Here is a 21,195-nt window from a genome sequence, read left to right as displayed (position 1 = left end):
AGAACGTTCTGTCTGTCGGTGGTGGGTTGCGGTTCTCCCGGTGGGAGAACGTTCTGTCTGTCGGTGGTGGGTTGCGGTTCTCCCGGTGGGAGAACGTTCTGTCTGTCGGCGGTGGGTTGCGGTTCTCCCCGGAGGGAGAACGTTCTGTCTCCCAGCCCCGGCCCGGCCCGGCCCCGGCCCCGGCCCGGCCCGGCCCCGGGCTCAGCCGAGCCGGACGGTGTCGATGGGTAGGCTCAGGGCTCCGGTGTCCAGGCCGCCGTCCGGGAGTACCTCGAAACGCCAGGCCGCGTGGTCGGCCTCGCCGAGGACCAGCACCGCGCCGCCACCACCCCAGCCCCCGCCGTCGCGCCCACCAGCCGCGAGGACAGCCGACTCGGCGCGGAACTGGTCTGCGCCGATCACCACGAGGCGGCGGGGCTGGTCCGGTTCGGCCGAACCCCGGCCGTCGTCGAGCAGCTGGAAGACTTGCGGCGCCCCGGTCCGGGCGGCCTGCTCCTCCCGGCCGCCGTGTCGGGCCTCGGCCAGCGTGGCGGCGGTGCGCAGACGTTCCGGCCGGGCGCCCCACAGCTGATCACGCAGGCTGAGTGCGACCTCGCCGGCCAGGGTGATCTCGGCGTCCCGTCCGACCGGGCCGGCGAGCAGTTCGGACAGCAGCCGTCGCGCGATCGAGCCGGCCTCCCCGGCCAGCGCGATCGGACCGGCCGCGCGCGCCAGGTTGACCAGTACCCGGCGGTCCTCGTGCAGGCCGAGGGAGACGATCAGCGGGTACGGGTGGGACTCGGCCGCCATCTGTCCACCGGTCTGCCGCCCGGCCCGGGACAGCGACCAGGTGGTCCCGTCGGCACCGCTCTCCCACGGGGTGGGGGCGTCCGGCTCGTACACGGCCAGTCGCAGGGCGACCCGGTCGGCGGTGACTTCCACGGCGTACACGTCGGGGAAGTCTCGTTCTGCCCGGTCGCATGCGGTGACCAGGACCCGGAGTGCGCGGTCCACCTCGTCGAGGGCTGCCGGTCCGGTCACCGTGGGCCCGGCGGCGGCTCGTGTCCGGGTGCCGGGCCGGCCGGTGCGCAGTTCGAGGACCAGCAGCACCGAGGCGATCACCAGCAGCACGGCGAGTACCACCGCGACGACGACAGGCGCGGACATACGGGACTCCTCGGGGCCGGCCGGATGTGCCCGGCGCACACCCTCGTCTCTGGCTACGGACGCGACGGCGATCGCGTTCTCCGAGACGAGGGCGAGGTGTGGGAGAACGCGAACCAGACGGCGGTCGTAGAAGAAGGCAGCCGATGATTTCCCGAACCTGGAGATGGGCCCGTGCGACTGCTCCTCACCGTCGTCGACGATGTCGGCGAGACCCGTGACCTGCACCTCGACGCCGATCCGGAGACCCGGGTCGGTGCGATCGCCGGTGCGCTCGGGGTGCCCGTCCTCTACGTCGAGGGGGCCCCGGTGCCGCCGGATCTGACCCTGCACCGGTCGCCGCTGCGGGACGCCGTGATCGTCGGCACCTCTCCGGGCACCACCGCGGCGATCGTCGAGCCACGTGGGGTGATCGAGATCCGGACGGTGTCCGGGGTCGGTGCGGGCGCGGTCCGCCGGCTGGACATCGGCGACTACCACGTGACCGCGGTGTCCGGCGGTGGTGTGCGGATCGGCCGGTTCCCGCCGGGTGGCCGGGCGTTGCGGCTGCGGGTGGAGCCGGGTGGCCGTTGTCTGCTCACTCCGCCGGCCGGCCCGCCGTCGCCGGTGCGCCTGGATCGGGCCGAGTTGACCGGGCCGGTCGAGTGGCCGGTCGGCGCGGCTCTGGAGGTCGGTGGGGCGTTGCTGGAGCCGGCCCGGCCGGAGCCGCCGGATGCCGCCCTGCAACCGTCCGAGGACGGCGCGGGGCTGGATTACAACCGGCCGCCGCGGCTGATTCCGCCGATTCCGCCGACCGAGTTCAAGTTGCCGATCGCGCCTGGTGAGCCGGACCGGCGGCCGTTGCCGTACATCGCGGCGATCGCCCCGCTGGTGTTCGCGGTGGCCGGGGTGTTCATCTTCAACCGGCTTTCCGCGCTGTTGTTCGGCCTGCTCTCACCACTGGTGATCATCGGCAACTACGTGGCTTCCCGGCGCAGTGGCAAGGTGACCCACAAGGAGCGGGTGCGGCGGTACGAGGAGAACCGGGACCGGATCACCGCGGAGGCCCGGGAGGCGGTGGTCATCGAGCGGCGGTCGCGCCGGGAGGCGTTTCCGGATCCGGCCGCGCTGCTGCTCACCGCGGTCGGCCCGCGCCGCCGTCTGTGGGAGCGGCGTCGTACCGATGGTGACTTCCTCACTCTGCGGGTCGGCACCGCCGATCAGCCGTCCGCGGTCCTGCTCGAGGATCCGGGGACGGACCTGCACAAACGGAGGATCACCGAGGACGCGTACGACGTGCCGGTCACCGTCGATCTGCGCCGGATGCGGGTGCTCGGCATCGCCGGTTCCGGGCCGGCCGCGGCCGCGGTGACCCGGTCGGTGGTCGCCCAGGCGGCGGTGCTGCACAGCCCCCGCGACCTGAAGATCTATCTGCTGAGCGGGCAGTCCGGTGCGGCGGCCTGGTCCTGGGCGCGCTGGCTGCCGCACGTCCGCCCGGAGCCCGGCCAGGACACCACCGCGACCGTCGGTACCGGCACCGGTTCGCTCGCCACCCGGGTCGCCGAGTTGAGCGCGATGATCGAGGCCCGGTCGGCGGCGGGCGCCGCGAGTTTCGCGGAGACCGTGCTGGTCGTCTTCGACGGCGCCCGCCGGCTGCGTTCGCTGCCCGGGGTGGTGCAGATCCTGCGGGACGGCCCGGCGGTCGGCGTCCATTCGATCTGCCTGGACACCGAGGAACGGCTGCTGCCCGAGGAGTGCCTGGCGGTGGTCGCCGAGCAGCGGGACGGGCGGGTCCGGGTCGGCCGTTCCGGCGAGAAGACCCTGATTGACGTACGCGTGGACGCGGTCGGCCCGGAGTGGGCCGATTCGATCGGCCGGGTGCTGGGCCCGCTGCGTGATCCGGGTGGTGGTGACGCCGAGGATTCGGTGCTGCCGGGTTCGGTGCGGCTGCTGGATGTGATCTCGATGGATCAGCCGAGCCGGGCGGCGGTGGCCGCCCGGTGGACCGCGGGTGGGCGTACCACCTCGGCGGTGATGGGTGTCTCGCTGGATGGTGCGTTCGCGCTGGACATCCGCCGGGACGGCCCGCACGGTCTGGTCGCCGGCACCACCGGCGCCGGCAAGTCGGAGCTGCTGCAGACACTTGTCGCCTCGCTCGCGGCCGGGAACCGCCCGGACGCGATGACCTTCGTGCTGGTCGACTACAAGGGCGGTTCGGCGTTCAAGGAGTGTGTGGCGCTGCCGCACACCGTCGGCATGGTCACCGACCTGGACACCCACCTGGTGGAGCGGGCGCTGGTCTCGCTCGGCGCCGAGTTGAAGCGGCGGGAGCACATTCTGGCGGCGGCCGGCGCCAAGGACATCGAGGATTACATCGATCTGACCGCCCGGCGGTCCGGCCTGTCGCCGATGCCCCGCCTGCTGATCGTGATCGACGAGTTCGCCTCGCTCGCCCGGGAGTTGCCGGACTTCGTGAAGGGCCTGGTCAACATCGCGCAGCGGGGCCGTTCGCTGGGCATTCACCTGATTCTGGCCACTCAGCGGCCGGGTGGTGTGGTGTCGCCGGAGATCCGGGCCAACACCAACCTGCGGATCGCGTTGCGGATGACCGACAAGAGCGAGAGCACCGACGTGATCAACTCGCCGGAGGCGGCGTCGATCGCGAAGAGCGCGCCGGGCCGGGCCTATGTGCGGCTGGGCCAGAACACGCTGATCCCGTTCCAGGCGGCCCGGGTCGGTGGCCGCCGCCCGGGTGCCGTCCGGGCGGTGGTGGAGGAGCCGTGGATCCGGTCGGTGTTCTGGCAGAACCTCGGGGATCCGGTGCCGCCCCGCCCGCGCCCGGCGGTCACCGCGGACGCCGGCGGCGAGATCGTGACCGACCTCGCCGATCTGGTGGAGGCGATCCGTGGGGCGAACGCCGACCTCGGCATCCCGGAGCAGCACAGCCCGTGGCTGCCGGCGCTGACCGAGACGGTCGGGCTGGCCGATCTGCCGGTGTTGCCGGCCGCCGGGTACGACCTGGCGCCGGTCGGTTACGGCCTGATCGATCTGCCCGCCGATCAGGCCCGGTTGCCGTTGATGCTGGACTTCGCCACCTTCGGGCACCTGCACCTGATCGGTTCGCCGCGGTCCGGCCGGTCGCAGGCGCTGCGCACCATCGCCGGTGCGATCGCCCGGGCCCATTCCAGCGGTGACGTGCATCTGTACGGCATCGACTGCGGCAACGGCGCCCTGCTGGCCCTGGAGCCGCTGCCGCACACCGGCGCGGTGGTCCAGCGCACCCAGCCGGACCGGATGGCACGGCTGGTCGCCCGGCTGGCCGGTGAGGTGGCCCGGCGGCAGGAGACGCTGGCCCGGGCCGGTGCCGCCGATCTGCCGGAGCTGCGCCGCGTGTTGCCGCCCGAGCAGCGCCCGCCGCACCTGGTGGTGCTTTTCGACCGTTGGGAGGTTTTCGACAAGACGCTGACCGAGTACGACGGGGGCGCCCTGCTCAACGGCATCCTGGCCCTGCTCCGGGAGGGCGCCGGCGTCGGTGTGCACCTGATCGTCGCGGGGGACCGGTCGATGTTCTCCACCCGGTTGTCCGCCACCACCGAGGACAAGCTGGTGATGCGGCTCAACGACAAGTCCGAGTACATGATGATCGGGGTGCCGCAGCGGTCGGTGCCGGATGAGATCCCGCCCGGCCGGGCGATCCGTGCCGGGGACAAGGCCGAGCTGCAGATCGCCCTGCTGCCCGGTGCGGCGAGTGGCCAGGCGCAGGCCGCGGCGCTGCGGGTGATCGCGGCGGAGAGCACCGCCCGGGACGCCGCGGTGCCGGCCGGCCGTCGCCCGTTCCGGGTCGACCAGCTGCCTGATCGGCTCACCGCCTCGGAGGCGGCCGAGTTCGTGCCGGTGCCGCGCCCGGGCCCGATGTGGGCGCTCGCCGGGGTCGGTGGGGACGAGCTCACCGCGATGGGCCCGGATCTGGCGTCGAACCCGACCTTCGTGATCGGCGGCCCGCCCCGGTCCGGGCGCAGCACCGCGCTGCTGACCATGGCGTTGTCCCTGCTGGACGGTGGTTCCCGGCTGGTTGTCGCGGCGCCGCGCCGCTCGCCGTTGCGTGATCTGGCCGGCCGGGCCGGGGTGCTGGCGGTGTTCGCCGGTGACGACGTGGTGAAGGCCGAGTTGCTGGAGATCCTCGGCGGGACCGCGGAGCCGGTGGTGATCGTCGTCGACGATGCCGACAATCTGGCCAAGTCGCTCGCCGACTCGATCTTCACCGAGATCGCCCGGACCGGCGCGGAGAAGGGCCGGGCTCTGCTCGTGGCCGGGCAGACCGATCGTCTGCTGTCCGGCTTCTCCGGCTGGATCCCGGAGCTGCGGCGCAACCGGCAGGGCCTGCTGATCAGCCCGCAGGCGCCGGGTGACGGCGAGCTGATCGGCGGGAAGCTGACCCGCAGCAGGCTCGGTGCGGGCAAGGCCGGCCGGGCGTTCCTCAGTGACGGCAGCGGGCGTCTGACCACGATCCAGATCCCGGAAGCGGCGCTGTAAGAAGAGTCAGGGGCTTTCCGGTACGTACCGGAAAGCCCCTGATCCTGTGGTCCTCGGCTATGCGGTGGCGGCCTTCGCGCGTTCCTCGGCCTCCTCGGCGGCCTGGTCGGCGAGGCCTTTGCCGCCGAAGCCGATGCCGACGATGCCGCTGGCGATGCCGAAGGTGTTGGAGCCGGCCGCGATCGGGTCCCGGACGATGTCGGAGATCCGGAACGGGAAGATCCCCCGCATCCGCTGGATGGATTCGAGGATGGTGCCGTTCAGGTTGCCGATGGACGGCCCGCCGAGAACCGTGCCGGGCGGGGGCACCACCTCCACCGTGCCGCCGGGCGGGCGCACGTTCGGCGGGGCGGTCGGCGATCCGGGGCGCGGCGGCGGGGTGAGCCCGCCCGGGGCCGGCGTGGTGGGCCCGGGCGCCGGGGTGGGGCTGCCGTCCGGCGGGGTGAGCCGGATGCGCGGTCCTTGTGCCGGTGGCAGCGACGTCAGCGGGGGCACGTCGACCGACGGCGGCGCGAGTCCGGGCCGCGGTCCGGCGGTGGGTGGCGGCAGCGGGGTCAGCGGGATGTCCGGCCCGTTGATATTGATCTTGGGGGGCGGGGTCCGCATGTTGAAGGTCTTGACCACGTGTGACAGACCCCGCCCGGCCTTGAACGCGCCGGAGATGGCCGCGCCCAGACCGCCCACCCCGAGCACCGTGGCGATGCCACCGAGGACCAGCTCGGCGATGCCGAACTTGCCCGGCCCGCTGATCGCCACATTGGCCGCGGTGACACCTAGGCTCGCTATCCCGACGAGGACGCTGATCGCGGTGAAGATGAAGCCGATCGGGCCGGTCAGGATGAGGCCGAGGATCCCGGTGACGAAACCGATGACGCCCAGGATGGTGCCGAGCAGCCCGGCGATCTTCTCGAAGAAGCTCTTCTCCCGGACGGCGTTGTCCTCCGCCTCGGCCAGCATGGCGACGGCTGTCGACGCGTCCGAGGTGCGCAGCTCCCGCGCGTCGGCGGCCAGCCGTTTGGCGATGTTCAGCTCGGTGCTCGCGTCGGCGCTGCGGTTCTGCGCGGCCACCCGGTCGGCGGAGATCCGGTCGACGTCGTCGCGGGCGGTGACGCCCGCCTGATCGTCACCGGCGTCGCCGGCCGCGGTGACCGCCCGCGTCGCCGCGGCCAGCGCGTTCTCGATGCCACCGAGCTCGGCGTCGGCCGCGTCCAGCCGGCTCTGCGCCTCCTCGGCCATCAGCCGGGCCCGCTCGGCGGCGTCCTGGTGGGTGCGCAGCCGGGGAGCGTAACCGGCGACCGCCTCGGCCGCCTCCCGGTACGAGTCACGCAGTTTGCCGATCTGACCGGGCAGTTCGTCAAGCTTCTCCCGCAGCTTGTCGAGCGACCTGCCCTCGCCCAGGTCGGCGGACTGGATGCGGCTGATCAGCGTCGCCGCGGTCTCGGCGTCGTCGGCGATCGCGGTGTACTCGGCCGCGAGCCGTTCCAGGATGTCCGGCTCACCGGGGGTCGGGTCGTCGTCCAGGTCGAGAACCGACCAGGCGGCGGCGGGCGGCCTAGGCATCGGCGGTCACCTTCTCCAGGGCGAGCGTGTCGTGGATCTGCTCGAACAGCGCGAGGAACGGATCCGCGAAATCGACGTTCGGGGTCAGGCTGGTGACGATGAGCGTCTCCCGGGTGCCGGCGAGCGGCACGATCGTGTTCATCACCGAGAACCGGGTGGTCTCCAGTCCCTCGGTCTCGACCTCGTGGATGGCGGTGAACCGGCCGGCCGGCCCGGCGTTCGGCAGGTCCAGGATCTCGGTGCGGTTCGCCGCGGTGCCCTTGCCCAGCGGCACTCCGGCGTTGTGCATCGCGAACCCGACCATCAGCTCGGACAGGTCGAGTTCCTCGTCCTCGGGCACGACGTAGCGCAGCACCATGGTCAGGGCGGTCAGCGGAATGTCGTCGACGACGTCGAAGAACCCGAAGAACTGCAGGGCGCCCTGCTCGTAACAGGCGGTGGCCCATTTGCGGGCGGCGCGGACCGCCTCGCGGATGTCACCGGCGTGCCTGGCCTGATCTCGATCGGACATGCCGTCGAGCAGGCGTTTGCGGATCTCGGCGTCGCGCACCGCCGGGTGCAGGTCCACGCTCCACCAGGAGGCCGGATAGGCGACCGAGAAGCGGTAGGCCTCGGAGGCTCGCTGTTTCCTCTGGGGTTGACTCACTGGGGCCGCTCTCCCTCGGGCGTCAGGGCCGCGATCGTCTCCTCGTCCGCTTTGCGGAAGTTGTCGAGGATGCCGTCGACCATCTTGCGGAACGTGTCGGTGTTCTCCTGCACCCGCCGATGGCCGGTCCGCCAGGCGCCGTCGAAGGTCCGGACGCCGTCCACCAGGCGCCGGTCGCCGACGTCGTCTTCGGTGCCGACCGAGTCCAGGTTGGCGACCCGGTCGAGACCGTCCCGGATCCTGCTCAGCGCGTCGATGATTTCGGTGAGTTCGTCACCGGGAATGCGAATCCTGGCCATGCCTCTCCTCCCTGACTGGCCGTACACGACCCGTGGCCGGGCCACGCGTGGTAGCCCACGAGCGGCCCGGCCACGCGGACACGGATGGATCAGCCGATGGCGCCGGCGGTCGCGTCGTCGGTCTCGACGAAACGCTGCAGGGTCTGGTCGAGGAACTGGCTGATGCCCTCGATGCCGTCGATCGCCTGCTTGGTGCCGGAGATGTACTCCTCCCAGAACGGCTTGAACTTCGACTCCGAGCCGGGAGTGTTGTAGGAGGCCTCGACCGTCTCGGCCATCCGGGTGTCCGCCTCCTGGAGCGCGCTCTGCAGGTTCTCCCGCTGCTGGAGCAGGTACTGGGCGAACGCCTGCACGGCTTCCGGGTCGAGGATCATCTGTCCAGCCATGGGTGGTCCTTTCCTAGACGGGCCGACGGCGAAGCGCCGTCATATCGGGGACTACGGCCCTTCCATGGATCGCGTTCTCCGGCCCGTCGTCCGGTGAGACGACACACTTTTCGCCCCCGGAAATGAGCCGGGGCCCGATTTCCTCGTCCTCGCCGTCAGAACGACGGACCTCTGACGAGATCGGGAGATCATGAAGAAGACGCTGTGGTGGCCGCTGGCCGCCCTCACCTCGGCGGTCGTGCTCACCGGCTGCGGCGGCACGGAACCGGCCGGCGACACCCCGGCGGCCCCGTCCGGCCCGGCCGCCTCCGCACCCGCACCCGCCTCCGCCGATGACTTCGAGCTGGTCAGCGGCACCGCGAAGACGAACGACGCGGCGCCCGGGACCGGGGACTGGGCCCTGATGCAGGGCGGTGAGCCGGCCGGTGAGCAGGTGGCCGTCTCCGAACGGTGGGTGCAGTTGACCGGGACCGAGGTCGGGGATCTGGGCCGCGGTGTCACCAACGGGGCCGGCCTGACCCTCTACCGGTTCGACGACGACACCGCCGACCCGTCCAAGAGCACCTGCGCCGGCGACTGTGCCAAGAAGTGGCCGCCGGTCACCGTCGATCCGGAGGGCAAGGTCTTCATCGCCGGCGTCAAGAAGTCGGCGGTCGGTTTCGTCGAGCGGCCCGACGGCCGGCTCCAGGTGACCGTCGGCGGCTGGCCGGTCTACCGGTTCGCCCAGGACACCAAACCCGGAGACAGCAAAGGCCAGGGCGTCGGCGGTACGTGGTTCGCCGTCTCGCCCAAGGGGAGGAAACTGGAGGGTGCCGGGAAACCGGACGCGCCCGAGGTCACCGAGGGGGTTGCCGCGGAGGTGCCGGCGGCGAAGTCGGCCTTCCTCTTCTCCGAGCCCGACTTCAGCGACGTGGCGGCCACCCAGGGCGTCACCGGAGGCGAGTGTGTGGACGTGGCACTGACCGTGAAGTCGATCAGTGCCGACGGCCGGTTCTTCGTGTGGAACCAGGCCGGCTGCAAGGGTGACCGGCGCGAGTTCGGTGACGAGGGTGTCGCGGACCTGGCCGGATTCGACACCAAGTCGATCAAGCTGCGCTGACCCGGTACGTACGGCGCCTGGGGGTTTGTAGTCCGGAGGCCCCCAGGGCGTCAGTCGCCGGCCTCCATCGCGTGCCGTAGGGCCCGCATCGCGTAATGGGCCCGTGATTTCACCGTGCCCACCGGAATCCGCAGTTTGGCGGCGACCGCGTGCGGTTGTTCACCGCGCAGATGCAGGTCGATCAGGACGTCGCGCTGTGCCGCGGTGAGTTGTTCGAAAGCGGTCACCATCGACTGGGTGGCGATCGCCGCATCGGTGCTGTCCACAGTGGTGCTGAGCCGGTTCAGGTCGACCACCGGCGTCTCCGGCGGGCGGCTCTGCCGGGCCCGGAACAGGTCGATCACCAGGTTGCGGGCCACCGCGAACAGCCAGCGCTGCTCGCCGGCGAAGTCGTCGGGAAGGCGGTCGGCGTGGCGCCAGGCCCGCAGCATGGTCTCCTGGGCGAGATCCTCGGCGGTCTGCCGCTCGCCGTGTGTCGATCTGATCAGGAATCGCAGCAGGCTCGCGGAATGGGCCGCGTGCAACGCGTTGATCCGTTCGCTCGACGTCGCCGAATTCATCATGTGATGGCGTCCCCGGGTCGGTGCGGTGGACTCTTCCACCGGCTGCGAACCGGAAATTACGGAGCCGAACTAATGCCGAAGTGCCGGAGAAATGACGCCGGGGCCGAAACCGCGTCACTCCCGGAGAACCGCCGCGCTTCCGCGATGAACCACCGGCCGTTCCGAGCGTCCTCTCCGGCATGACTCCGCACCGGTCGGCGCTGGTCGGCCGCGACGACGCGCTCGGCCGGCTGAGCACCGCGATCGGGCGGCTGGCCGACGGCTGCGGCGGCGGGATCTGGGTGGAGGCCGGGCCGGGACTGGGCAAGACCGAACTGCTGGCGCACGCGCTGGCCCGGGTCCCACCCTCGATCGAGGTGCGGCGGACCCCGGCAGCGCCCGTCACCGAACGGCCGTTGCTGCTGGTGGTGGACGATCTGCACCGGGCCGACGAGGCGGTGCTGGCGGCCTGGGCGCGGCTGCACCCGGTGACCCGTACCGCCGCGTTGTTGCTGGTCACCGCGACCCGGCCGGTGTGCCGCCCGGAGTTCGACACGGCCCGCGCCGGAGCCGTGGCCGGCGCCGCCGACGTGGTGCGGCTGGCCCCGCTGACCGACGCCGACGCCACCGAGCTGGCGCACGGGCTGGGCCTGGACCCGTACGTGGTGGAGTCGGCGGTCCGCGACGCCGGCGGCAACCCGGCCTACCTGCGGCTGCTGCGGCACGGCCGGGCGGATCCGCCGTCGCCGCTGCGGGCGCTGGTCGCCGACCATCTGTCGACCCTGCGCCGCCGGACCCGGGAGATACTGACCCTGCTGGCCCTGGCGCCGGCCGGGATCACCGCGACCGAGCTGGCGGTCCGCGCCGACCGCCCGCCGCCGGAGGTGCGCGCGGCCCTGCACGAGGCGGTCGACGGCGCGATCCTCGCCGCGTACGACGGGGTCGCGCACTTCCGTCATCCGATCGTCCGGCGGGTGCTGCGGATGCCGGCGCGTTTCAGTGGCGCGAACAACTGATACCGGCGGCCGTGCAACCCGAAGAGGGGGTGTCCGCGTAGTAGGGGCGACCTGATCCGAGCGGGGATGACGAAAGGCGGGTGACCGTGTGAGACGGGCTTCCGAACGGGATCGCGAGTTCACCGAGTTCGTGACGGCACGGCGTGCCGCTCTGGTGCGTACCGCCTCGCTGTTGGTGTCCGGCGACACCGCCAAGGCCGAGGACGTGGTGCAGACGGCCTTGATGAAGCTCTACCTGGCGTGGCACAAGGTGAAGCCGGAGACGGTGGACGCGTACGCCCGCAGGTGTGTCGTCAACGCGGCCACCGACGAGCACCGCAGCCTGTTTCGCCGGCGTGAGCAGGTCCGGGCGGTGCTGCCCGAGGTGGCCGTCGACGGGCACGGCGACGATCACCAGACGATGCTCCAGCTGCTCGGGACGCTCCAGCCCGGCATGCGGGCCGCGGTGGTGCTGCGGTATGTCGAGGGCCTCAGTGTCACCGAGACCGCCGACGCCATGGGCTGCAGCGAGGGCAACGTCAAGAGCCAGAGCGCGCGAGGGCTGCAGCGGCTCCGCGAGCTGTTCCCCACCCCGCTTCGGGTCGCCTGAACCACACGAGACAAGGAAGACGACTGATGAACGACGTACAGGACATTTTGCGTAATCTCTCCGTCGCGCCCGGCCCGGACGGACCGGACGTGGTGGCCGCCGACGTGGCCCGGGGCCGCCAGGCGGTGGCCCGCCGCAACCGCTTCCGGGTCGGTGTGGCCGGGGCGTTCGCCGCGGTCGCGGTGGCGGCCGGCGCGGTGAGCGTGGGCCCGTTCGGCGGGGCCGCCCCGCCCTCGACGACGGCCGGGCAGCTGACCCTGGTCGCCTACCAGGGTGAGCAGCCGGTCGGCTTCGAGGTCAGCACGGTTCCGGACGGCTGGCGGGTGGTCTCGTCGGACGCGTCGGCGTTCGTCGTCGAGCCGGACACCCGGGGTGTGCTGCCCAGCGACGCGGGCGGCGGGCTCAGCCTGGAGGGCCGGATCTCGGTCTCGCTGCAGGGGCTGTCCCACTTCCCGGACGAGTCGCCGATCAAGAAGGTGGACGTCAACGGCCAGAAGGGCGAGCTGGGTCACCCGCTGGAGGCCGAGGGCAAGCTGTCCGACACCCGCTGGCTGTTCTTCACGACCTCCGCCGGCAAGAGCGTGAACGTGCAGGTTCCGGGCGAGGTCGGGCTGAGCGACGAGCAGGTCGTCGACTTCGCCGGAGGGATCACGGTCACCGGCGACGCGGTGGAGATCGGCGGCTAGTTCCCGGGCCGGTGATCACCAGCCCGGAAACCAGCCGCTGGTGATCACCAGCCGCCGACGCCGGACAGGACCCGCTCCACCGGCACCGGTTTGCCGAGGTGGAAGCCCTGGCCGTAGGGGACGCCGCAGGCCACCAGGGCGTCCCGCTGGGCGGCCGTCTCGATGCCCTCGGCGATCACCGTGCAGCCGTGCTGGTCGGCGAACTCGACGAGCGCCCGGATCGCCGCCTGCCGGGCGGTCTCGTTCTCCAGGTTCCGCAGGGTGTCCAGGCCCAGCTTGAGGACGGCGGGCCGCTGCGACTCGATCATCGACAGCGTCTCGTAGCCGGAGCCCAGGTCGTCGACGGCGATCCGGATGTCGGCGCCGAGCTGGGCGATCCCGGTCGGGGCGGCGTCGCCGATCTCCAGGATCAGCGGGCGGCGGGACCCGGCGAGCAGCGGCGCCAGCTCGTGCGGGCGGCCCAGCAGGTCGGCCGAGACGTTGACGGCCAGCCAGGTGCCGTTCGGCAGGGCCGCCGACGCGGTGATGGCGGCCTGCAGCAGCGCGGCGTCCAGGGCGACGTGCACTCCCCGCTCGGCGGCGGCGGCCAGGCTGTCCTTCGGATTGCTGCCGTCGGCGAAGCGGGTCAGCGCCTCGTATCCGACCACATGCCCGTTGATCATGTTGTACACCGGCTGGAACACCGTGAAGAAGCTGAACTCCTCGAACAGGTGCGCCTGGCTGGACGTCGACGACTTCGGCCGGTCGGACCGCCAGTCGCCGCCCTCGGTGCGCTGCAGCCGCACGGTGACCTGGCCGGCGGTGGCGCCGTGCTCCTGCCGGTAGTGCAGCACCTGGGCCCAGTCGCCGATCGCCGGCGCCTTCGGGGCCTGCCCGGCGGCCGGCTTCCTCCGCTCCTTGCGACGGCGCGGCTTGACCGGGCGGACCAGCCAGTCCTTCAGATGGGTGAGCAGGTCGACGATGGTGTTGCCGGGCCCGACGAAGGCGATCATCGCGTAGGCCGACAGGACCAGGTTCAGGGTGGCGAAGACCAGGTTGTTCCACTGTCCGAGCTGGACGTCACGCCACACCGTGTAGATACAGAACGCGATCAGGGCCAACGGCAGCAGCAGGTACGACGTGGCCGCGGTGGTCCGGTCGCGCACCTTCGGCGTCCGCTTGAACTGGCTCTTCTCCCCGGTCAGCAGCTGGAGCAGCGAGGCGATGCTGCCGGACATGTTGACCGGCAGCAGGATCAGGTTGAAGCCGTAGATCCGCAGCATGTCCGACCGCTTGTACCCGAGTGACTTCAGGTCGGCGGCCATCATGAAGAAGTACGGCACCGAGATGAGCAGCAGGATCGGGTTGAGCAGTTCGGCGTTGAACGGGTACGCCAGCATGATCAGCAGGCAGATGGAGCTCCAGAAGATGGAGGCCATGTAGTTGACCCGCAGGAAGTACTCGCCGAACCGGTTCTTGTCCTCGCGCTTCGACTTGGCCCGGAACTGGTCCTTGAGCCGGGACAGGATGAGCAGGCCGCCGTTGGCCCAGCGCTGCCGCTGGATGGCGAGCGAGCCGAAGTCCGGCGGGGTGGCGCTGTAGGCCAGGCGTTCCGGGTAGTTGTGCAGGGACCAGCCGTGCACACCCAGGTCGATGGTCGACTCGGTGTCCTCGATGACGGTCCGGTCCTGGATGTAGCGCTTGATCTCCCAGTCGCCCTCGTAGGAGGTCTCACAGATCTGATCAAGAGCCTTCTTGCGGAGTACGGCGTTCGCCCCCACCCAGAACGTCGCGCCGTAGTGGGTCATCCCCTGGTGCACGATGTACTGGATGTCGGTGGTCGCGCCGGAGATCCGCTCGATCCGGGTGGCCGAGCCGGGGTAGGCGCTGTACGGCGTCTGGGCCACCGCGTGCCGTTCGAAGGCGCCCTGTTCCAGCAGGTGCACGAGCCGCAGCGCGTACTCCGGCAGGAGCACGCTGTCGGCGTCCAGGGTCAACACATAATCCGGATTGGGTACGACCAGGTCGGCGCGGTTCGGCCCGGCCGTGACCAGCGCGGTCCCGAGCGGGGTGCTCACCTCCTGGTAGGCCCCGCCCATCAGCCCGATGTAGCTGTTGAGGTTCATCGCCTTGTTCGGCTCGTGCGACAGCGACACGTACTTCTTGCGTTCGAAGCTCGTGATCGTCACGTCGAAGATCGCCAGCAGCCGCTTGTAGAGCTGGTTCATCCGGGCCAGCGGCAGCGTGGCGTGCTCGTCGGCGCCGGTCTCCAGGGCGGTGGCGATCTGGCCCAGGTCGACGGCGAGCGGCTGCAGGATGTTCTCGACGAAGAACGTGTCGGTGTGGTCCACCATCTCCTGGCGGGCGCCGAGGTCGAGCAGCCAGTCCGAGGCGAACCGGTATTCGGCGGCCAGCCGGCGCATGTCCTCCAGCACGATCAGGTAGCCGCCGCGCAGGCGCACCTGCTCGTCGAAGCTCGCGTAGGCGCCGGACACCCGCAGGTACGGCACCCGCAGCTCAGCGTCGATCTTGGCGGGCAGCGCCCGGGCGGCCAGCAGCATGTCCCGCGCGGCCCGGGTCTTCGGCTGCCGCGGGTCGTCGATCAGCAGCGTCACCCGCAGGCCGGGGTATTCCTGGAGGGCCGCCGACAGCAGCGTGGTGCGGTTGGTCCGCTCGTCTTCCTGATATGACGGGACCAGAACCGTAACGGACGGGGTTTTCCCGCCGATGAACTCGTCGAGCATGATCCGCGGCGCCCGCTGGTGGCCGCGGGCCCGGTAGAAGTACCCGATCCGGGTGATCAGATAGGCGATGGCGGAGGCGGCCAGACCGGTGACGACGAGCATGTACACGATCGCCTCGATCGCGAGCTTCACGGTGTGGGCGTGACCCGCGATGAATTGCTGGATGATCGTGTAGATCACATAGCAGGCCCAGACTGTGATCGTCACCACGATCGCGAGCCGGCCACGGGTGATCCTGCCTTCGGAGACCGGAGGCGGGACGATCGGATGAGGGTCGGTCCGCTTGTCGGATCCCCATTGGCGCTTGGTGTCCCGCTTGCGCGGGTCCGCCGGTGTGCCTGGCATGCGTTTCAGGGCCCTTCGATACGTTTTGCGTAGAGACCCGGAGGCGGGGTCCGGCGGAATTGTCATCGCAAGATCACTATTAGTCGCTCCGGTGTCCGGATTGGACCGGCGGTGCCCGCGAACGATCACTCGTCCCCCGTTCGCCCGATCGCAAAAGTCGTCACAGTGCGCAAGCGTTTGACGACTCGAAAACGAAAGGGCTTTCATGACGGACCGCGCCACACCCGTAGCCGTGCGGCCGGAGCACGATCCCCTCGCCGACCCGAACTGGCAGGAGCCCGAACAGCCCGCCAAACGGCTGTCGTGGACGAGGCTGGGCGCCCTGGTGCTGGTCCTGGGCATGGTCGGCGCCGGCGGCACCTTCGGAGTGATGCACCTGCGGGACACCGCCGGACCGACCGCGAAATCCTGGGCGGTGCCCTACGTCGACGTCACACTGACGCCGACCTTCCAGTTCCAGGACCCCGCGGTGAACCCCGCCAAAGAGGTGGCCCTCGGCTTCGTCGTCGCCGACCCGAACGACGGGTGCACGCCTAGCTGGGGTGGGGCGTACACACTCGGCGAAGCCTCGTCCGATCTTGATCTGGACCGCCGGATCTCCCAGCTGCGGCAGTCCGGCGGCGACGTCACCCTGAGCCTCGGCGGCCTGAACAACTCCGAACTCGCCGTCGCCTGCACCGACCAGGACAAGCTCGAAGAGGCGTACCGGACCCTGATCGAGCGGTACGAGGTGAAGACCCTCGACCTCGACATCGAGGGCACCGCCACCGCCGACCAGGCCTCCCTCCAGCGCCGGGTGAAAGCCGTCGCGGCGATGCAGAAGGAACACGACGACCTCGCCGTCTGGCTGACCCTGCCGGTGTCCCCGACCGGGCTCACCGAGGACGGCGTCGGCGTGGTCCGCGGCATGCTCGACGGCGGCGTCGACCTGCGCGGCGTCAACGTGATGACGATGGACTACAACAACGGCGACAAGAACCCGGACATGCTGGCGCTCAGCCTCGGCGCCCTGAACGGCACCCACCGCCAGCTCACCGACCTCTACCTGCGCCTCGGGCAGAAGCTCACCTCGCCGCAGGTCTGGTCCCGGATCGGCGCCACCCCGATGATCGGCCAGAACGACATCGACGCCGAGCGCTTCACCCTGTCCGACGCCCAGGGCCTGGCGAACTTCGCGATCGACAACGGCCTCGGCCGGGTCTCGATGTGGTCGCTGAACCGGGACGCGCCCTGCACCGGCACCTTCGCCAACGTGGTCGTGCACTCCAACACCTGCAGTGGCGTCGACCAGGGGGCGCTCGCGTTCTCCAAGATGTTCGCCGGCCTGCCCGGCGAGGCGATCGCCGGCGACACCGCGGACTCGGTGAAGATCCCGGACCAGGCGGTCACCGTGGACGACCCGAAGACCAGCCCGTACCCGATCTGGCGTCTCACCGCGATGTACGTCACCGGCTACAAGGTGGTCTGGCGCGGAGTCGTCTACGAGGCCAAGTGGGCCAACTCGGGCATCGACCCGTCGGCCGCGCCGGCCGCCGGGACCCCGAGCGCGTGGGCGGTGATCGGCCCGGTCAGCCCGGTCGAGAAGGCGCCCGTCCCGGTCCCCGACGTCACCGGGGTCAAACGGGTGTGGAACGCCGGAACCGTCTACCGGCGCGGCGCCCGGGTGATCTACAACGGGCTGCCGTACCAGGCCCGCTGGGTCACCAAGGACGAGGCGCCGTCGACCGAGTTCCCGATCGACGCCGACGACCCGTGGAAGCCCCTCTTCACCGTCCCGGGCGAGCCGAACTGACGATGGGACGGTGCCGTTGCGACTCGTCCTTTCGGGCGATCCGCTGTCGGTGATCTTCGATATAGCGTCTTCCCCGGAACCATGACATCCACGGGGGAACCATGCGCATCAGAAGGATCAGCGCGGCCGCTGTCGCCGCGCTGACCGGCAGCACCGTGCTGGTGGCCGGGCCCGCCCTCCCGGCGGTGGCCGCCACCAGCACGAAGATCGGCGTCACGACGCTCGGTGACGTGCTCGTCGACGCCGAACATCAGCGGGTCTTCCTCAGCGACCCGGGGACCGGCAAGATCATCGCCACCGACTACGACGGCGAGCAGATCGGCTCGGCCGACGTGGCCGGCGCGACCGACCTGGCCCTCACACCGGACTCGTCCCGGCTCTACGTGAACTCACCGGCCGGCTCGGCGGTGGTGGCGCTGGACACCACCACCCTGGACCGGATCGGCTCGTACTCCACCACCGGCGTCGTTCCAGCGGACATGACCTTCGCCGGTGACCGGATCTGGTTCTCCTACCCCGGTCAGCAGTCCGGACTCGGCACCATCGACCCGGCCACCGGGACGGTGCGCCTGGACGTCTTCGACACCGGCTATCTCGCCACCGCCGAGCTGGCCAGCGCCGCCGCCAGACCGGGCCGGATCGCGGTGATCTCCACCGGCCGGACCGCGATCCTCGACGTGTCCGGCGACGAGATCACCACGGTGGCCTCCCGCGACGGCGGCGTCGAGGCCGTCGACCTGGCGCTCTCGCCCGACGGCGAGCGGATCGCCGCGGTCACCCGGGCCGGCCAGAACATCGACGTGCGCGACGCCGCCGACCTGACCGACCGGAAACTGCTGCCGGTGCTGCCGCACCAGCTGACCGCGGTGGACATCGCCGCGGACGGCCGGATCGTCGGCGCCACCCACACCGTCGGCGGCCCGAACCTGCACGTCTTCGCCCCGTCCGGCGACCTGATCAAGACGTTCTCCTACCCGAGTGGGCGTGGCCTGGAGAAGGGCGTGGCCTGGGAACCGGGCACCGACCGGCTGTTCGGCGTCTCGGCCGCCGGAAACGTCCACTCACTGGTCTCCTACACCGACACCAGGAAGTCGCCGACCACGCTGACCCTCACCGGTCCGTCGTCGGTGGTCCCGGGTGCGAAGGCCCAGCTCAGTGGCCGCCTGGCGACCACCCTGTCACTGCCCGCCGGCACCACCGTCGCGATCTCCCGGGGCGAGACCTCACTGGGTGAGGCCACGATCAGCTCGACCGGCGCGTTCTCCTTCACCGACACGCCGCCGGGTGACGCCACCTACCGGGTCGAGTACGCCGGTGACGACAGCCACGTGCCGTCCTCGGCGACCGCCACGGTCCGGGTCGTCAAGGCCAGCGCGACGATCATGCTCTACGGTCCGACCACCGCGGTCCCCGGCGACCAGATCACCGTCACCGGCCTGCTGACCGCCCAGGGTGTCCCCGTCGACGTGCGGTCGGTCACCGTCACCCGTGGCGCCACCTCGCTGGGTTCGTTCCCCGTCGACGGCTATGACTTCTCGTTCACCGACACCCCGCCCGGAGAGGGCCCGGTGACCTACCGGGTCTCGTACGCCGGTGGTGCCGTCACCCTGCCGACCACCACGGAACACACGGTCGAGGTGTCCCGGGTGGTGTCGATCGTGACGCTGGCCGGGCCGTCCTCGGCGACCCGCGGCAAGGCGCTCACCCTGACCGGCACACTGACCGCGCCGCGCCCGCTGCCGTCCGGTGTCAAGGTGTCGCTCACCCGGGCCGACCTGGACAGCCCGTCCGGCAAGTCGGTGGGCACCGCCACGGTCGCGGCGAACGGCACGTTCAAGTTCACCGACACGCCGCCCGCCGGCAGCACGGTGACCTACCGGGTCTCGTACGCCGGGGACGCCACCCACACCGCCGCGGCGACGACCTGGAAGGTCGCGGTCTCCCGGTCCACCGCGGCGCTGACACTGAACAACAACAACAAGGTGTACGACTACAACAAGGCGGTGTCCTTCACCGCCCGTCTCGGCTCCACCTACAAGAACCGCACGGTGGAGATCTGGGCCGACCCGGCCGGTAGCGACCAGCCGAAGCGGCTGCTCAAGCGGGCCACCGCGAACAGCAAGGGCGACGTCTCCGCCAGCCTCAAGCTGACCCGCAACACCACGGTCAGCGCGGTGTTCACCGGCGACGCCCGCTACGCGCCGCGGACCGTCTCGGTGTGGGTCGGCGCCAAGGCCAACCTGTCGCTGCGCGGATTCAACAACTACAAGACCAAGAAGATCGGCGGTACGACGTACCGGGTCTACAAGCCGAACCGGACCGCGTACTTCAACAACACGATCGCCAACGCGTCCACCCGTGACGTGCGCGTCCAGCTGCAGCAGTACACCAAGGGCAAGTGGAAGACGGTCGACGACGTGTGGTTCGCCGCCGACCTCACGCTCTATGTGGAGGGTGCCGGCCTGACCGGGGCCCGGCTGCGGGCCCGTTCGGGCTACGTGAAGGGCACCTCCGGCGACAGCCTCAACTCGTCGGTGTGGACCTCCTACCAGTACTTCACCTTCTCCAAGTAGTTCCACCGAACGCCAAACGGCCGGCCACCCGCGCGGGTGGCCGGCCGGGTGNGGCCGGCCGTTTGCGGTCAGGTCAGAACCCGGCGCTGACCCGGGTGAACTCCCAGTCGGCCTGGGCGATGCCCGAGCAGTTGCTGACCACGCCGCCACCGGCGCAGCCGCGGTCCCGGTTGACCGCCCAGAACGCGAAGCGGGCCAGGCCCTTGTTCTTCGCGTAGTCCCGGATCCGGGTCCAGGTCTCCACCGAGGTCAGCTCCTGCTGGTCGGAGAGACCGTTCATGCCGGAGATGCCGATCTTGGCGTACGCCTGGGCGTCGGTGTATCCGAACGTGGTCTTCAGCGCGTTCTTCAGGCCCTCGGTGGCGCCGACGGTGGAGGCGTACATGTCGGCGTGCCCGTTGAAGTCGAACGGCATCTGGGTGAACACGTCGATGTTCGCGTTCTTCGCCTTGGCCTGCTGGATCAGCCGGATGCCGTGGGCGTTCGGGCCGGTCGGGGTGGTGCCGAAGGTGAGGATCGTCTTGACGTTCGGGTTCCTCTGCTTGACGATCCGCAGCGCGTCCACGATCCGGTCGGCGACCACGTAGTTCTCGAACTCGTCGGTGTTCTCGATGTCGACGTCGATCGCTTTCAGCTGGAAGGTGTCGATCACCTTCTGGTACGCGCCGGCCAGCGCCTCCGGGGTGGCGCAGTTCGGGCCCAGCTTGTTGCCGCTCCAGCCGCCGATCGACGGGACCACGTCGCCGCCGGCCGCCCGGATGGCCGCGATGGTGCCGGCGTGCGCACCCCCGGTCAGCCCGGACGAGCCGTCCCATGCCGGGTTGCAGCCGTTGGCGGCCAGCACGAACGCCATCGTGAACGCCTTGATGCCGGTCGCGTTCATGACGGTGGCCGGGGCCGGCGGGTTGCCCCAGCCGGGGTAGATGTACGGCGCGGCCGCCATCTTGGTGCCGGTGGCCGGAGGCGTCGTCGTGGGAGGTGTGGTGGTCGGCGGAGTGGTCGGGGTGGTTCCCCCGCCGCAGACGCCGTTGTCGGCCCAGACCGCCCACTGGCTGCTGTTGGTGGCCGGCGACTCGTTCTGCGTCCACCACTTGGCGGTGTAGTTGTGGCCGTTCTGCGAGGCCGTGTTGTCCTTCACGTAGACCGCTGACGCGTTCCAGGCCGGGGCACACGCGACGGCCGCGTTCGAGCTGGCCATCGGGAGGACCGCGGCGGAGGCGCCGACCGCACCTACCGTCGCCACCAGGGCGATTCTTCTGCTCAGTTTCATCGGGGGGACTCCGA

At 70.7% G+C, this 21,195-nt stretch carries 15 protein-coding genes; 7 read left to right on the top strand and 8 right to left on the bottom strand.

The annotated features are described in order from the left end of the window. Positions 1 to 201: 201 nt before the first annotated feature. Positions 202 to 1,146, bottom strand: coding sequence for a hypothetical protein (locus ACQ0O7_RS44240; protein WP_430791936.1), 945 nt, complete (start codon positions 1,144 to 1,146; stop codon positions 202 to 204). Between the two features lie 171 nt (positions 1,147 to 1,317). Between ACQ0O7_RS44240 and ACQ0O7_RS44235 the strand changes: the two genes are divergently transcribed. Continuing rightward, entirely contained in the window at positions 1,318 to 5,655 is a 4,338-nt protein-coding gene (locus tag ACQ0O7_RS44235; protein WP_430791935.1) for an FtsK/SpoIIIE domain-containing protein, read from the top strand. Positions 5,656 to 5,712: 57 nt separating this feature from the next. On the opposite strand, the gene ACQ0O7_RS44230 is transcribed toward ACQ0O7_RS44235, so the two are convergent. From ACQ0O7_RS44230 to ACQ0O7_RS44215, 4 genes are all read right to left on the bottom strand, one after another. Next, entirely contained in the window at positions 5,713 to 7,215 is a 1,503-nt protein-coding gene (locus ACQ0O7_RS44230; protein ID WP_430791934.1) for a hypothetical protein, read from the bottom strand. Continuing rightward, positions 7,208 to 7,861, bottom strand: coding sequence for a hypothetical protein (locus tag ACQ0O7_RS44225; RefSeq protein WP_430791933.1), 654 nt, complete (start codon positions 7,859 to 7,861; stop codon positions 7,208 to 7,210). Before ACQ0O7_RS44225 ends, ACQ0O7_RS44230 begins: the two co-directional genes overlap by 8 nt. Then, positions 7,858 to 8,160 carry a hypothetical protein gene (locus tag ACQ0O7_RS44220; RefSeq protein WP_430791932.1) on the bottom strand — a complete coding sequence of 101 codons (303 nt, stop codon included), beginning with the start codon at positions 8,158 to 8,160 and terminating at the stop codon, positions 7,858 to 7,860. Before ACQ0O7_RS44220 ends, ACQ0O7_RS44225 begins: the two co-directional genes overlap by 4 nt. A gap of 89 nt (positions 8,161 to 8,249) precedes the next feature. Then, positions 8,250 to 8,546 (bottom strand): WXG100 family type VII secretion target, encoded by a 297-nt coding sequence (locus ACQ0O7_RS44215; protein ID WP_430791931.1) that lies wholly within the window; start codon positions 8,544 to 8,546, stop codon positions 8,250 to 8,252. A 190-nt stretch (positions 8,547 to 8,736) separates the two neighbouring features. Here ACQ0O7_RS44215 and ACQ0O7_RS44210 point away from each other — a divergent pair, with 190 nt between their 5' ends. After that, positions 8,737 to 9,645: a hypothetical protein gene (locus tag ACQ0O7_RS44210; RefSeq protein ID WP_430791930.1), complete on the top strand. Its 909-nt coding sequence runs from the start codon at positions 8,737 to 8,739 to the stop codon at positions 9,643 to 9,645. A 50-nt stretch (positions 9,646 to 9,695) separates the two neighbouring features. Here the strand turns inward: ACQ0O7_RS44210 and ACQ0O7_RS44205 are convergent, their stop codons facing one another. Next, on the bottom strand, positions 9,696 to 10,208 hold the full coding sequence (locus ACQ0O7_RS44205; RefSeq protein WP_430791929.1) for a sigma-70 family RNA polymerase sigma factor: 513 nt from the start codon (positions 10,206 to 10,208) through the stop codon (positions 9,696 to 9,698). A gap of 179 nt (positions 10,209 to 10,387) precedes the next feature. Here ACQ0O7_RS44205 and ACQ0O7_RS44200 point away from each other — a divergent pair, with 179 nt between their 5' ends. The 3 genes from ACQ0O7_RS44200 to ACQ0O7_RS44190 all read left to right on the top strand — a co-directional run bounded on the left by ACQ0O7_RS44200 (position 10,388) and on the right by ACQ0O7_RS44190 (position 12,478). Further along, positions 10,388 to 11,203 (top strand): hypothetical protein, encoded by an 816-nt coding sequence (locus ACQ0O7_RS44200; protein ID WP_430791928.1) that lies wholly within the window; start codon positions 10,388 to 10,390, stop codon positions 11,201 to 11,203. An 88-nt stretch (positions 11,204 to 11,291) separates the two neighbouring features. Further along, positions 11,292 to 11,792 carry a SigE family RNA polymerase sigma factor gene (locus ACQ0O7_RS44195; protein ID WP_430791927.1) on the top strand — a complete coding sequence of 167 codons (501 nt, stop codon included), beginning with the start codon at positions 11,292 to 11,294 and terminating at the stop codon, positions 11,790 to 11,792. Between the two features lie 26 nt (positions 11,793 to 11,818). After that, positions 11,819 to 12,478 (top strand): hypothetical protein, encoded by a 660-nt coding sequence (locus ACQ0O7_RS44190; protein WP_430791926.1) that lies wholly within the window; start codon positions 11,819 to 11,821, stop codon positions 12,476 to 12,478. Positions 12,479 to 12,522: 44 nt separating this feature from the next. Here ACQ0O7_RS44190 and ACQ0O7_RS44185 read toward each other — a convergent pair whose 3' ends face one another. Beyond that, complete coding sequence (locus tag ACQ0O7_RS44185; protein ID WP_430791925.1) at positions 12,523 to 15,546, bottom strand: EAL domain-containing protein; 3,024 nt, start codon at positions 15,544 to 15,546, stop codon at positions 12,523 to 12,525. A 205-nt stretch (positions 15,547 to 15,751) separates the two neighbouring features. On the opposite strand from ACQ0O7_RS44185, the gene ACQ0O7_RS44180 reads away from it, so the two are divergent. Next, positions 15,752 to 17,338, top strand: coding sequence for a chitinase (locus ACQ0O7_RS44180; protein ID WP_430791924.1), 1,587 nt, complete (start codon positions 15,752 to 15,754; stop codon positions 17,336 to 17,338). A 101-nt stretch (positions 17,339 to 17,439) separates the two neighbouring features. After that, a complete protein-coding gene (locus tag ACQ0O7_RS44175; protein ID WP_430791923.1) occupies positions 17,440 to 19,911 on the top strand; it encodes a hypothetical protein in 2,472 nt (823 codons plus the stop codon). Positions 19,912 to 19,984: 73 nt separating this feature from the next. On the opposite strand, the gene ACQ0O7_RS44170 is transcribed toward ACQ0O7_RS44175, so the two are convergent. Beyond that, a complete protein-coding gene (locus ACQ0O7_RS44170; protein WP_430791922.1) occupies positions 19,985 to 21,154 on the bottom strand; it encodes a chitinase in 1,170 nt (389 codons plus the stop codon). Positions 21,155 to 21,195: the final 41 nt, after the last annotated feature.

The sequence above is a fragment of the Actinoplanes sp. G11-F43 genome, from assembly GCF_050589265.1.
GTDB lineage: Bacteria > Actinomycetota > Actinomycetes > Mycobacteriales > Micromonosporaceae > Actinoplanes.
This window is presented reverse-complemented; position numbering and strand designations above follow the sequence as displayed.